At 63.6% G+C, this 12,838-nt stretch carries 11 protein-coding genes and 1 tRNA gene; 6 read left to right on the top strand and 6 right to left on the bottom strand.

What is annotated here, in order from left to right; all coding sequences use genetic code 11:
• Positions 1 to 30: 30 nt before the first annotated feature.
• Complete coding sequence (locus XF30_RS18715) at positions 31 to 2,052, bottom strand: O-linked N-acetylglucosamine transferase, SPINDLY family protein (RefSeq protein ID WP_109143522.1); 2,022 nt, start codon at positions 2,050 to 2,052, stop codon at positions 31 to 33.
• Positions 2,053 to 2,579: 527 nt separating this feature from the next.
• A tRNA-Ser gene (locus tag XF30_RS18725) sits at positions 2,580 to 2,672 on the bottom strand.
• A gap of 749 nt (positions 2,673 to 3,421) precedes the next feature.
• Here XF30_RS18725 and XF30_RS18735 point away from each other — a divergent pair.
• The gene (locus XF30_RS18735) at positions 3,422 to 4,951 is read left to right on the top strand and encodes a porin (protein WP_109143523.1); all 1,530 of its coding nucleotides are present in this window, start codon (positions 3,422 to 3,424) and stop codon (positions 4,949 to 4,951) included.
• A 129-nt stretch (positions 4,952 to 5,080) separates the two neighbouring features.
• Here XF30_RS18735 and XF30_RS18740 read toward each other — a convergent pair whose 3' ends face one another.
• Positions 5,081 to 5,242, bottom strand: coding sequence for a DUF3551 domain-containing protein (locus XF30_RS18740; protein WP_109143524.1), 162 nt, complete (start codon positions 5,240 to 5,242; stop codon positions 5,081 to 5,083).
• 264 nt (positions 5,243 to 5,506) lie between these two features.
• On the bottom strand, positions 5,507 to 7,930 hold the full coding sequence (locus XF30_RS18745; protein WP_192893423.1) for a lytic transglycosylase domain-containing protein: 2,424 nt from the start codon (positions 7,928 to 7,930) through the stop codon (positions 5,507 to 5,509).
• Positions 7,931 to 8,211: 281 nt separating this feature from the next.
• Here XF30_RS18745 and dapA point away from each other — a divergent pair, with 281 nt between their 5' ends.
• From dapA to XF30_RS18765, 4 genes are read left to right on the top strand one after another with little or no spacing between them, the layout of a single operon-like run.
• Positions 8,212 to 9,102 (top strand): 4-hydroxy-tetrahydrodipicolinate synthase, encoded by an 891-nt coding sequence (gene dapA, locus XF30_RS18750; protein ID WP_036015047.1) that lies wholly within the window; start codon positions 8,212 to 8,214, stop codon positions 9,100 to 9,102.
• Positions 9,103 to 9,156: 54 nt separating this feature from the next.
• A complete protein-coding gene (gene mscL / locus XF30_RS18755) occupies positions 9,157 to 9,570 on the top strand; it encodes a large conductance mechanosensitive channel protein MscL (RefSeq protein WP_109145774.1) in 414 nt (137 codons plus the stop codon).
• 59 nt (positions 9,571 to 9,629) lie between these two features.
• Entirely contained in the window at positions 9,630 to 10,103 is a 474-nt protein-coding gene (smpB, locus tag XF30_RS18760; protein WP_025036727.1) for an SsrA-binding protein SmpB, read from the top strand.
• A gap of 4 nt (positions 10,104 to 10,107) precedes the next feature.
• Positions 10,108 to 10,701 (top strand): peroxiredoxin, encoded by a 594-nt coding sequence (locus XF30_RS18765; protein ID WP_036025520.1) that lies wholly within the window; start codon positions 10,108 to 10,110, stop codon positions 10,699 to 10,701.
• 85 nt (positions 10,702 to 10,786) lie between these two features.
• Here the strand turns inward: XF30_RS18765 and XF30_RS18770 are convergent, their stop codons facing one another.
• Both XF30_RS18770 and XF30_RS18775 read right to left on the bottom strand, forming a co-directional pair.
• The gene (locus tag XF30_RS18770; protein ID WP_036025518.1) at positions 10,787 to 11,461 is read right to left on the bottom strand and encodes a uracil-DNA glycosylase; all 675 of its coding nucleotides are present in this window, start codon (positions 11,459 to 11,461) and stop codon (positions 10,787 to 10,789) included.
• On the bottom strand, positions 11,442 to 12,086 hold the full coding sequence (locus XF30_RS18775) for a LabA-like NYN domain-containing protein (RefSeq protein ID WP_036015038.1): 645 nt from the start codon (positions 12,084 to 12,086) through the stop codon (positions 11,442 to 11,444). Before XF30_RS18775 ends, XF30_RS18770 begins: the two co-directional genes overlap by 20 nt.
• A 330-nt stretch (positions 12,087 to 12,416) precedes the next feature.
• Between XF30_RS18775 and rpoZ the strand changes: the two genes are divergently transcribed.
• Positions 12,417 to 12,809 carry a DNA-directed RNA polymerase subunit omega gene (gene rpoZ / locus XF30_RS18780; RefSeq protein ID WP_007603391.1) on the top strand — a complete coding sequence of 131 codons (393 nt, stop codon included), beginning with the start codon at positions 12,417 to 12,419 and terminating at the stop codon, positions 12,807 to 12,809.
• Positions 12,810 to 12,838: the final 29 nt, after the last annotated feature.

Here is a 12,838-nt window from a genome sequence, read left to right on the forward strand (position 1 = left end):
ACCGGGCGGCGCCACCGCGCCGAGGCGGCTTCAGGTCGAGGTTTGCACGGCAAACGAGGCCGGCGCTTCGCCCGCGCAATGCCTGCGCCAGATTTCGTCGAATGCCTTTTCGATATCCCGCGTCATGCGGACAGTATCGAAAAGCGGCCAAGTGGTCCGGCGCGCCGCCAGCTTGCTCCTGAGCGCAACGCGAAGCTCGGAATCGTGCGCGATCCGAAGCGCCAAAGCCTCATATTCCTCCAGCGATCGCGTCACCAGCTCGGGAAGGCCTACGGCGTTCAGGAGACTGGCTGCAACGCGTCCGGCAAAAGTGGTCCCAAGGCACGTCAGGACCGGCAAGCCGGCCCAGAGGGCGTCGCTGGCGCCGGTGTGGGCGTTGTAAGGCAATGTGTCCAGGAACAGATCGGCGACCTGATGGCGCGCCAAATGCTCGTCAGCAGGGACGTGCGGAGCGAACACGATTCTCTCGGCGGCAATCCCCCGCGCAACGGCTTCACGCTTCAGATTCTCCGTGGCGACCGGGTCACCATCCAGCAGCCAAAGGACGCTCCCGGGGGTCTTGTCGAGCAGCCGCATCCAGACGCCGAACAACGGGGGCGTGATCTTGGGGCTTCTGTTGAACGCGCAGTAGACGAACGCATCGTCCGCCAGTCCGAGCTGGCTCCGGCTCGGTGGATTTGACGGGAGCGGTCGCTTCGCGTCGGTCGCCTGGTAGCTATTGGAAAGATAGATCACCTTCTCGGCGTAATAAGGCTGCTCTGCTTCGGGGATGACGATCCGGTCGGCCATGAGATAGTCGACATAGGGGGCGCCCATCGTGCCGGGAAAGCCGAGATAGCTGACCTGGATAGGAGCCGGCCGGCGCGCAATGATTTTCGGCCGCGCACCGGCGGTGAAGCCGCCGAGATCGACGAGAACCTCGATCCCGAGCTGGCCGATCAGCTTGACGACGTCCTCGTCGGCGAGATCGCTGACATCTTCAAAACGTTCGAATGCGGCCCTCAGGCGGTTGCGCATCTGGCTGTCGTCGTCGGGCCCGTGGGAGATAGCGGTGACGTCGAAGCGCTCGCGGTCGTGCGCCTCGAAGATTCCGGCCATCAAATACGCGGTGGCATGACTGCGAAAATCGGCCGACATGTACGCGACCCGGAGCCGGGACGCCGGTCTCGGCGTTCCGGGCCTGGCGGCACCCCCGTCGGGGGTCACCTTGGCGACATAGGCCTTCGCGCAGGTCAATTGGCGTGCAGGCGATGAGGAGACATGAAAGAAGGTGAAGGGGTCGACCGGCACGCCTGCCTCGGCAGCGTCTTCCATGGTGGCCTGTTCACGTTCGAAGCTGCTCCAGTCGGCGCGCTTCCGCTTGCAAGCAACGAGGTTGCTCAGCGCAAACGGGAACGTCTTATCAAGTGCGACCGTTCGTTCCAGAGCCACGATCGCTTCGTCGTCTCGCCCCAGCTGGCCAAGAACCTCAGACAACGCGAAATGGTTCTGTGGGTCGGCCGGTGCAAGCTCGATGGCGCGGGCGTAGCTGTCACGCGCTTCCTCGAGTCGACCAAGCTGCTGCAACGCGCTGCCTCGGTTGGCGAACGCGGCGCTCGACGGTGCGATCGCAATGGCGCGATCAAACTCGGCTATGGCGTCGCGAACCTGCTGCCGTGCAATGAGGATCGCTCCGCGATTGAGATGCGCGTCCGCGAAGTTCGGAGCCAGGGCGATTACTTTCGCAAGCCAGACGAGCGCATCGTCCGGCTTGTCCAGCGCGCGTAGCACGTTGGCATAGTTGAAAAGAACGTCGGGATTGCCGGGGTCGACGCGTGCAGCCTTCTTCAGCAAAGGCTCGGCATCCGCAAAATGGCCGCGCTGGGCGTGCAACAGCCCCAGCATATGGAGCGCGACGGCATGCGTTCTGCTTCCCTTCAGAATGGTCGTGTAGGCCCGTTCCGCTTCCGACAGATTGCCCGAACGGTGCGCCGCAATTGCCTGGTCCAGAATAGCTGACGGATGGAGTGAGGAGGGGGCCGAGGCTCCCTTGTTGCGGCCTTGTTGCGACATGCGATGGGTTCTCGACCCGACGTAGGGGGTCTGTGCTCGGGCGAAATGGTGCAAAACTCTAGTCACCTTTGCCGGCGAGAACAACGGCCGCGCCGCCTGCGCTCATTCGCACGGGCGGACGCGCTTGCGCTGGAGCAAGTTTCTTCTTCATGGCGTCGCCTAGAATCCGACGGCATGAGCAACCAGGCTACGAATGGACGATGGCTGCCGATTCAGATCGCTCCCGACGAGTGCGACCTGGAACTCGGGCGTCTGCACAAAACAGGTATTGTGCCATGGTCCTTTCCATGCCGGCGTAAGGGCGGCATCTGGTTCAATGTTTGGGCCGATGAGGCCGTGCTGATAGCGCCCTCGCATTGGCGGGTCTGGCGATCCGGCATTTAGGTGGGGGCTCACATATATAAGGAGCGCGCGAATCGCGCGGGCTCGCCGCCCTCATCCTTGTGCGGAACTTTCGTACCGGCGTCGCCCATCGCCTTCCGCTGGACGCGCGCAGCGACCTTGATTCTGCTTCCGGGATTCTGGGGTGGCGGAGAGGGAGGGATTCGAACCCTCGATACAGCTTGAGACCGTATGACGCTTTAGCAAAGCGTTGCCTTCAGCCACTCGGCCACCTCTCCGGTGCGAGCCTTATGCATCTATTTGCTCGGGCTGGTCAATTTGGAAGCGCGTGTTTTCGCTCGAATATTCCCAGTGATTTGCGAAACCAGACGGGTTTGCGCTCGGATCAGGGCGTGGCGCTGAATTTTCGAGGAAATTCAAAGGTGCAAAGAAGGACTAGCACCTCTGCGTCCTCGCTCGCCGAGCTGTCCGGCCCGATTATCCCGCCAGCCGTGACTTCCATATAGAGAGTGATGGCGAGCCCCGGCCGGCGGAGGTATTTGCAGGCTGCCTGGGTCAGTTTGCGCGGCGGGGAGGCGGGTCGATGCCTGCCCACTGAGTCTCCTTCTGATTCCACGATTCGAGCGCCTCAAAGCTGGCTCAAGCCGAGCTCTCGCGCGCGGCGCCTCATGTGCGGAACTTTGAGGGCATTTGGAACCGCTCCGAAAACTTCAATGTAAACAATGCGTTACGAGAGCGGTTTGATCACATCTGCGTGTTATTTGTGCAACACCCGTTGGAAAACACGCTGCACCGGCCCGTTTCGGAGCGTTCTCTTGTTGTGTGTGCAAGGACGTTCGGTAATTGTGACTGAGCGACGGAGGGGGGCATCCCGAGGTCGTCCCGTTTAGGTCATTCGCTTAAGTCCCTCGCGTTCATGCGGGTGTGTCCGAAGACGCGAAGGGGCCGAAAGCGGTGATTTAGAGGGGGTTGGGGAATTGGCCGTCCGGTCAGTGACCTTCCCTGAAGAGCAACTTGGAGGTTTAACATGAAGTTGGTTAAGAGCCTTTTGCTCGGCTCAGCGGCGGGTCTGATCGCCGTGGGCGGAGCTCAGGCAGCCGATCTCCCCGTGAAGGCCAAGGCGGTCGAGTACGTGAAGATCTGCTCCCTGTACGGTGCTGGATTCTACTACATCCCGGGCACCGACACCTGCATCAAGTTCGGCGGTTATCTGCGTGCCGACATGCTGTTTAACACGAACAGCGACTACGGCATTGGCCAGGGTGCTCCCGGCGGCGCCAACAACCGTCTGGACAACTACTACCAGACCCGCGCTCGTTTGGACTTCACCATCGATACCCGTACGGCAACCGAGTACGGCGTGGTCCGCACCTATGCCGATACGGTCTTCAGCTGGGATTCGACTTCCACGACCTTCAGCAGTCCCTCGACCATCTCGACCGGTTCGGCTTCGCTCGGCCTCTACCATGCGTTCATCCAGTTCGCTGGTTTCACCTTCGGCCGCACCGTCTCGATCTTCGACGCACCGTGGCAGAGCTATCCGGCTGGCGGTCCCGACTTCCTTCCGGGCGGCAGCAACAACGTCACCGGTGTGAACCAGGTCGCCTACACGGCTGATTTCGGCCAGGGCATCACGGGTTCGGTCGCGTTGCAGGATATGACGACCGCCGCTGGCGGCCAGTCCAACCTCTGGAACGCGAGCGTGACGGGCGTTGCCGGTGCAGTGGGTGGCTTCGCCACGACTGCAGCTGCGGGCGCTGCCTTCATCCAGGGCATCTACGGTGTCAACGATTGGGGTGGCACGCGCATGCCCGACATCGTCGGTCAGGTTCGTGTCGATCAGGCTTGGGGTCTGTTCCAGATCTCGGCGGCGGCGCACGAACTCCACTCGGCTTATTACGGTACGACGGAGCTCACGGGTCATCCGTCTGACAAGTGGGGCTGGGCGGTGCAGGGTGCCTTGTCGATCAAGAACATCCCGACCGGCGCGGGTGACTCGATCAACTTGCAGGCGGTCTACACCGACGGTGCTTCGCGGTACAACTTCCAGAGCCTGTTCCCGCAGACCATCTTCATCTACGGCGGCAGCGGCATCGCTTATCAGAGCATCGGCTTTGCCGGTATCGCTGATGGCGTGTTCGGTTCCGGTCTCGGTATCGAGACCGTCAAGACCTGGGGCTTCCGCGGTGGTTATACCCACAACTGGTCCCCGAACTGGGCGTCGGGCATCTATGGTGCTTATGCTTCGCTCCGCTACGGCGATCAAAGCAAGGCTCTGATCTGCGCCAGCTTCGCTGCTGCTCTGGCCCCCGCCGCTGGCTCGACCTGTAACCCCGACTTCAACCTTGCGGTTATCGGCGGCAACTTGGTCTGGACTCCGGTCAAGGGTCTCGCCTTCACGGCTGACGTGAGCTACGTCTGGCTCGACCAGAAGCACTCTGGCGTTGTCACGGGCGCCAACACGGCCAACCTGGCTGTTGCCAAGCCCGCAGCCACCTACGAGCTGAAGGATCAGGGCAACCTGCAGATGCTCCTGCGCGCTCAGCGCAACTTCTAAGATCGACCCTAGGTTGATCCATGAACCCCGGCAGGAAACTGCCGGGGTTTTTCTTTGGAGCGTAGCGCTTCGCCTAACGTGCGGACCTTGTTGGCTCGCAAGCTGGAATGTCGGCAAAGTGCTATCAAACTACCATCTCAGGCCCTTCCACTCCTTGAAGGCATAGGTCGGGTTGAGACCGCAGGCATCGATTGTGCCCGACGCGGTCGCCATGCACTGGCTGTAATTGGACAACTGGCAGTTGCCAGGATTCTCCCAACGCCGTTCTTGCAGGCAATAGCGATCCTGGATGCCGGTTACCTGTGGCTGGGCAGGATGGCGGTTCTTGCCGAAGGGGGGAGCCGCCGGTCGCGAGGCCCGACGAGATCACGGCTGCGAACAGGAACGCACCGACCACGCGCAGCGTGACACGTTCCCAGCCTTGTGAGGCATAAGCTAACCGGCGCGTGGAAACGCTTGGCGCAATTCTATCGTCAGGTCGCTGGTGCCGTCGACGAATCCTGCCGAGCCCTGCCCAGCAACCAGGCTCTGATTCTAACGGACCATCGACGCCCGTTACTGCACGCTGACCGCGCCGCGGCGCAGATCGGCTTCGATCTGCAAGCGGGTGCCGCCGCCGAAGCGGGCGCGGTAGACCTGAAGGTTCTCCATGATCCGCTGCACATAGTTGCGCGTCTCGGAGAACGGAATCAGCTCGACCCAGTCGACCGCGTCGACCTTGGGGTCGCGCGGATCGCCGTAACGCTCGACCCACTTCTTCACGCTGCCGCGGCCGGCATTGTAGGCGGCGAACGTCATGATGTAGGAGCCGCGATAATCCTCGAGCAGTCCGCCGAGCTCGGCCGAGCCGAGCGTGGCGTTGTAGACGGAGTCGTTCTTCAGCCGCGCGAGGTCGTAGGTTGCGCCGTGGCGCTTGCAGACGTAGCGGGCGGCATCCGGCGTCACCTGCATCAGCCCGTAGGCCTGCGCCGGCGAGACCACCGACGGGTTGAACGCGCTCTCCTGCCGCGCAATCGCATAGATGATGCTGCGTTCGACCTCGGGGCCGATCGGCGTGAACTGAGGGATGCCGTTGACGGGGTAGGCGTAGAAGTCGAACGGGAGGCCGCGGTTGAGCGCGGCCTTGCCGAGCAGCAGCATGCCGCGCGCGTCGCTGTAGCGCTGGGTGAGCTCGCCGAGGCCCGCGAGCGCCTCGGGATCGCCGTTCTCGCCCATGTCGGCGAGCAGCGGTATCGCGAACTCGCGCTCGTCCAGCTCGTAGAGCAGTCGCGCGGCGCGCACGATCTCGAGCCGCTCGGCGCCGCGACCGCGCGGCTGGCTGTTGAGCTCGATCTGCGGCAGGCCGAGCTTTGCGCGCGCGAGCTGGCCGTAATAGCTGGTCGATTGCTCGGCCGCCCGCGCATAGGCATTGCGTGCCTCCTGCTGGCGGCCCATCGCCTCGGCAGCGCGGCCCTGCCAATAGCCGGCACGCGCCAGCGCGGTGGGATTGACGCTGCCGACGCCGATGCGAGCAAAATGCTGGGCGGCGGTCGCGGGATCGTTGAGGAAGCGCAGCGCGATCCAGCCGGCGGTGAACTCCTGCTCGGTCTTGTAGATGTCGCGCGAGGGCAGGGCGGCGTCGCGCGCGATCAGATAGGCGCTGCGGAATTCCTCGGTGTCGATCATCTTGCGGGCCAGGAGGCGCCGCTCGATCCACCATTCATCGAGATTGTGGAGGCGACCCGGATCCTTCGGCGCCGACAGCATCAGCTGGGCGGCTTCAGTGAACTTCTCCTCGCGGCGCAGCAGCTGGATCTTGCTGAAGATGAAGCCGGGATCGCCGTGCAGCTCGCGCGGCACGGCATCGAGCAGCGCCCGCGCGTTCGGCGCTTTCTTGACCGCGGCGATGCGGGCCTTGGCGAGCGCGACATAGCCGGCGCCGAGACGCTTGGCGGCGCGTAGCGCCGCCTCGTTCTCGCTGCCGTAGAGCAGGTTGTCCATCCGCGCTTTCTGGTCGCCTGGCGTGAGCAGGGCGCCGAACTGGTCGAGCGCGTTGTTCTCGGTGTCCTCCGACATCGGATCGGCGCGCCAGGCGTCGCGCACCAGCCGCTCGGCATTGGCGCGGTCGCCGCGCGCCAGCATCGCCCTGGCCAGCGTGAAGCGTCCCTTGGCGGAGATCGGCGATTCGTTCTCGAACCACGACCACGCGACCGACTCGTCGCGCCTGTCGTCCCACATCGCGGCCTCGAGGCGCCGGCGCAGGAAGGTCTGCGATGGCCAGCTCGGATTGGCTGAGAGGAAGGCGCGATAGCGTTCCACGGTCGCGCCGTTGTCCTCGCTGCGTAGGATGATCCATTCGGCGAGCTTTCGCGCGACCGGATCGGAGATGCCGGCCGCGGCATTGGTGGCGTCGCCGGCCTTGCGCTTACGCACGAGCTCGATGACGCTCTCCAGGGTGTCCTTGTCAGCCTGCGACGTCGACGATGTCGCAGCGACGGCGGCCGGGATGACCGGCTTGCGCGGCGCTGCATGCTGGCGTGTTGCAGGCGCCAGTATGGGAGCTGCGGCCGGTCTGGCCGGGGCCGGCGCAGTTGGTTTGACGGTGGCAGTCACGGCCGGGGCGGGGGCTGCCTTGGGCGGCGCGCCGCTCGCAGTCGGCGCTGCCTTTGGCGCGGAAGCAGGTGCCGTGGCAACGGGAGCGGTGGCCGCAGGCTTGGGTTTGTCTTTGGGCTTGTCCTTCGCCGGTTCCTTGCTGGCGTTCTTGCCGGCGTCCGGCTTCTTCGCGGCGTCCTTGGCGGGGGTGCCAGGCGTACCCTTGCTTGCGGCCTTCGCGGCGTCCTTGCCGGTTCCCTTGGCCGTATCCTTCGCCGTTTCCTTGGTTGATCCTTTGGCCGAGCCATTCGCGGCGTCCTTGGCTGCTGGCTTGGCGGGATCCTTGGTCTCCGCGGCCGTCTCGTTGGACTTGGCGAATGCGGCACAGTCCATCGACAGCCCGGCCATCAGGCACAATGCCATACCCAGGGATCGCCACGCGGCAGATGCAAAGGAGGTCACGGCGTTTCGTCGCCCCGAATCAGTGAAGTGGCTCAAGACCTAGCTGAATTTGCTTGAATATGCGGAGAAAATACCAACAGCCGCTTACCTCGGGCCGATTTGCACCAGCACCGCGGCAAAATCGCGGCCTAAACCCAGCCTGGCACCGACCCCGGGTCTTTTACCGGCCGGATAGACCCGATATGAAGGGGGCTTGCTCAAGAGATCGCCGCGTACGGAGGAAGTCCATGGCAGCCAAGACGAAATTCCGAGGGTCGTTCACCGCCTTGGTCACCCCGTTCAAGAACGGCTCGCTCGACGAGGCGGCGTTTCGCTCCCTGGTCAACTGGCAGATTTCCGAGGGCACCAACGGCCTCGTTCCGGTCGGCACCACCGGCGAGAGCCCGACGCTCAGCCATGACGAGCACAAGAAGGTCGTGGAATGGTGCATCGCTGAAGCCAAGGGCCGCGTGCCCGTCATCGCCGGCGCCGGCTCCAACTCGACCAAGGAGGCGATCGAGCTCTCCCAGCACGCCGAAAAGGCGGGCGCGGACGCCGTGCTGATCGTCACGCCCTATTACAACAAGCCGACGCAAGAAGGCATGTACCAGCACTTCAAGGCGATCAACGATGCGATCGGCATTCCGATCATCATCTACAACATCCCGCCGCGCTCGGTGATCGACATGTCGGTCGACACCATGAAGCGGCTGTGGGAGCTGAAGAACATCGCCGGGGTCAAGGACGCCACCGCCAGCATGGTCCGCGTGTCGCAGCAGCGCGCGGCGATGGGCGAGGACTTCAACCAGCTCTCGGGCGAGGACGCCACCATCATCGGCTACATGGCCCATGGCGGCCATGGCTGCATCTCGGTGACCTCGAACGTCGCGCCGCGCCTGTGCTCGGAGTTCCACGCCGCCTGGCAGAAGGGCGACACCAAGGCGGCGCTCGCGATCCACGACAAGCTGATGCCGCTGCACAACAACCTCTTCATCGAGAGCAATCCGGCGCCGATCAAGTACGCGATGTCGCTGCTCGGCAAGCTGGACGAGACGCTGCGGCTGCCGATGGTTCCGGTGTCCGAGCCGACGCGGGTTGCCGTGCGCAGCGCGATGGTTCACGCCGGTCTGGTCAACTGACGCATTAGCCGTTCGGGGGAGCCTTTCATGAGCGTGGAGGAAAAGGGCGCGCGGATGCTCAAGGAGTTCCGCGAGTTCGCCATGAAGGGCAACGTCGTCGATCTCGCGGTCGGCGTCATCATCGGCGCGGCCTTCGGCGGGATCGTCACCTCGCTGGTCGGTGACGTCATCATGCCGATCGTCGGCGCCGTTACCGGTGGCCTCGACTTCTCGAACTACTTCATTCCCTTGTCGAAGGCGGTCACCGCCACCAACTTGGCGGATGCGAAAAAGCAAGGCGCCGTCCTTGCTTACGGCAGCTTCCTGACACTGACGATCAACTTCATCATCGTCGCCTTCGTGCTGTTCCTGGTAATCCGCGCCATGAATACGCTGAAGCGCAAGGAGGAGGCGGCACCCGCTGCTCCGCCCAAGCCGACGGCCGAGGTCGAGCTGCTGACGGAGATCCGCGATCTCCTCAAGAAGTGACGCGTCCACTTCATCCGAACTGTTAGAATCCGAGCGCATCTCGATCAGGTTTGCCCGTCATGGCCGATAAGAACGAACGTCCGATCAAGGTGATGGCGGAAAATCGCAAGGCGCGTTTCAACTACGCCATCGAGGACACGATCGAGGCGGGCATTGCGCTGACCGGCACCGAGGTCAAGTCGATCCGCAACGGCAAGAGCACGATCGCGGAATCATATGCCGATTCGAAGAACGGCGAGATCTGGCTGATCAACGCCACCATTCCCGAATACCTGCAAGGCAACCGCTTCAACCACGAGCCCAAGCGGCCGCGAAAGCTGCTGCTCCACCGCCGCCAGATCAACAAGCTGATCGGCGCGGTCGACCGCGAGGGCATGACGCTGATCCCGCTCAAGCTTTACTTCAACGAGCGCGGCCGGGCCAAGCTGCAGCTGGCGGTTGCGAAGGGCAAGAAGCTGCACGACAAGCGCGAGTCCGAGAAGAAGCGCGACTGGAGCCGGGAGAAGGGCCGGCTGCTGCGGGCGAGGGGATGACGAGATGAATCAACGGAACCTGCTCGAGGTCGACTGGAGCCAGATTCCCGCGCCTTCGGACGATGGCGCCGCCGCGCATCTCGAAGGCATGACGTTGCCGCCGATCGGCCTGCTCGCGACCGACGACACATCGGTCACCCTGTCGGCGCTGCGCGGCCGCACCGTGGTGTTCGCCTATCCCCGCACCGGCGAGCCCGGCAAGATCGCGCTGGTCGATGATTGGGACATGATCCCCGGAGCGCGCGGCTGCACGCCCCAGACCTGCGCCTTTCGCGATCTCTACGCCGAGCTGAAGGCCGCCGGCGCCGCGCACGTGTTCGGCCTCTCGACCCAGAGCAACGACTATCAGATCGAGATGGCGTCGCGCCTGCATCTGCCGTTCCCGGTGCTTTCGGACGAGAAGCTGGCGCTGACGCGCGCCTTGAACTTGCCGACCATGGAGGTCGCGGGCCTGACGCTGATCAAGCGCCTCGCGCTTGTTATCGACGACGCCAGGATCACGCACGTGTTCTATCCGGTGTTTCCGCCCGACCGGAACGCCGGCGACGTGCTGGCCTGGCTCAAGGCAAATCCCGTCAATAAGGCGCGATGCGATTAGGATGAATCGTCATCGCGCTTTAGCTTATTGTTTGAGCATGATCTTTTCGGAAAACCGCTACGCACTTTTCCGGATCATGCTCTAGCTAATCGAGATCCGCCTTCACCTTCGCGAACACGGATCTGAACATGTCTGGCGTCAGCACGCCGGTGTTCGTGTTGTAGCGGGAGCAGTGATAGCTGTCGTAGAGCCTGAACGCGCCGGCCTGATGCACCGCGCCGTGGCCGAAGGGGGCTTGCGAGGCCTTCAAATTCAGCGGCTTGAGCACGCTGTCGTGCGCAATTCGCCCGAGCGCGACGATCGCGCGCAGCTTCGGCATCGTCGCCAGATTGGCCACGAGAAACTGGCGGCAGGTGTTGATCTCGATCGGCAGCGGCTTGTTCTGCGGCGGCACGCAATGCACGGCATTGGCGATCCGGCAGTCGACGAGTTTCAGGCCGTCGTCGGGACGCGCCTGATAGGTGCCCCTCGCAAAGCCGTATTCGATCAGCGTGGCATAGAGCAGGTCGCCGGCATAATCGCCCGTGAACGGCCGCCCCGTGCGGTTGGCGCCCTGCATTCCCGGGGCGAGGCCCACGATCAGGAGGCGGGCCTTGATGTCGCCGAAGGGCGCAACCGGCGCATTGTGCCACGAGGGCTCGCGCGCGCGGTTCGCCTCGCGGAAGGCGACCAGGCGCGGGCAGAGCGGGCAGTCACGGTCGGGAACGATTGTGAGAGGCTGGCGGCTTGACCGGGCCGCCTCACTCCTCGAAGTCGTCATCGCCCCTCGGCGCCGTCGTGGTCGCGCGCTGGAGGAATTGCGGGGCGTGGTGGCGTTCACCACGCTCGCCGCGGTCACGCGGGGCGGGGCGCTCGGACGGATCGCGGCCGAGCTTGGATTGCAGCTCGACGAGGTCGGTGAAGACGTCGGCCTGGCGGCGCAGCTCGTCGGCGATCATCGGCGGCTGGCTGGCGATGGTGGAGACCACCGTGACCCGCACGCCGCGGCGCTGGACGGCCTCGACCAGGGAGCGGAAGTCGCCGTCACCCGAGAACAGCACCATCTGGTCGATGTGCTCGGCGAGCTCCATGGCGTCGACGGCGAGCTCGATGTCCATGTTGCCCTTCACCTTGCGGCGCCCGGAGGCGTCGATGAATTCCTTGGTCGCCTTGGTGACGACCGTGTAGCCGTTGTAGTCCAGCCAGTCGATCAGCGGGCGGATCGAGGAGTATTCCTGGTCCTCGATGATGGCGGTGTAATAGAACGCCCGCAATAACGTCCCGCGGCTCTGAAACTCCTTCAGCAGGCGCTTGTAGTCGATGTCGAAGCCGAGGGTTTTCGCCGTCGCGTAGAGATTGGCCCCGTCGATGAAGAGCGCGATCTTGTTGGTAGGAGAAGGTGACATTCAGTTTGCTCGCGTAGCGTTCGTGATTGATCGTTTTTTGTTGGCGCGGCGACAACAGGCCGCGCAGTTCTAGAGTGCCGCAGAAACCCGTCGAAACCGCAAATCCGGAGAAGTCGGGGCAATCAAGGTATAGTTATGGCGGACTTGCATACACCCCGGGGCCGCCCCCAACGGCAGCCCGGAAAACCACCCGTCCCAGCCCCAATGTGGGGGTAGCAGAGCGGTTTGGCGAGGCCAAATCACAAAATGGTCTTGCGAAACCGTCCCGGCCCCTATAACTAGCCCCAATCATCCACATATTTCGTCCCACCCACAACGGAGCGACAGTCCATGGCTCGCGTCACCGTAGAAGATTGTATCGACAAGGTCGACAACCGGTTTGACTTGGTCCTGCTGGCCGCCCACCGTGCCCGCATGATTTCATCCGGTTCACAACTAACGGTTGACCGCGATAACGACAAGAACCCTGTTGTGTCTTTGCGTGAAATTGCCGAGACGACGATCTCGCCGGAGGACCTCCGCGAGGAGCTGGTCCACTCGTTGCAGAAGTTCGTCGAGGTGGACGAGCCCGAGCCGGATACAGTGCCGCTGATCGGTTCCGCGGGGGCAAGCGTCGATGCCGACGACACCGAGGTCGCCGTGGAGCGCATGACCGAGGAGGAGCTGCTGAAGGGCCTGGAAGGCCTCGCGCCTCCCGAGGAGCAGCCCGAGGAAGACGAGTAATTCCTCCATCGCGATCATCTTCTTCTTGT

The organism is Bradyrhizobium sp. SUTN9-2 (assembly GCF_003122645.1).
Classification (GTDB): Bacteria; Pseudomonadota; Alphaproteobacteria; order Rhizobiales; family Xanthobacteraceae; genus Bradyrhizobium; species Bradyrhizobium yuanmingense.

Coding starts and splice junctions, on each gene's coding strand:
- XF30_RS18765 (WP_036025520.1), top strand. CDS start 10,108: ATGAATCAACGGAACCTGCTCGAGGTCGACTGGAGCCAGATTCCCGCG.
- XF30_RS18775 (WP_036015038.1), bottom strand. CDS start 12,086: ATGTCACCTTCTCCTACCAACAAGATCGCGCTCTTCATCGACGGGGCC.
- mscL (WP_109145774.1), top strand. CDS start 9,157: ATGCTCAAGGAGTTCCGCGAGTTCGCCATGAAGGGCAACGTCGTCGAT.
- XF30_RS18770 (WP_036025518.1), bottom strand. CDS start 11,461: ATGACGACTTCGAGGAGTGAGGCGGCCCGGTCAAGCCGCCAGCCTCTC.
- dapA (WP_036015047.1), top strand. CDS start 8,212: ATGGCAGCCAAGACGAAATTCCGAGGGTCGTTCACCGCCTTGGTCACC.
- XF30_RS18735 (WP_109143523.1), top strand. CDS start 3,422: ATGAAGTTGGTTAAGAGCCTTTTGCTCGGCTCAGCGGCGGGTCTGATC.
- XF30_RS18745 (WP_192893423.1), bottom strand. CDS start 7,930: ATGGCCGGGCTGTCGATGGACTGTGCCGCATTCGCCAAGTCCAACGAG.
- XF30_RS18715 (WP_109143522.1), bottom strand. CDS start 2,052: ATGTCGCAACAAGGCCGCAACAAGGGAGCCTCGGCCCCCTCCTCACTC.
- smpB (WP_025036727.1), top strand. CDS start 9,630: ATGGCCGATAAGAACGAACGTCCGATCAAGGTGATGGCGGAAAATCGC.
- rpoZ (WP_007603391.1), top strand. CDS start 12,417: ATGGCTCGCGTCACCGTAGAAGATTGTATCGACAAGGTCGACAACCGG.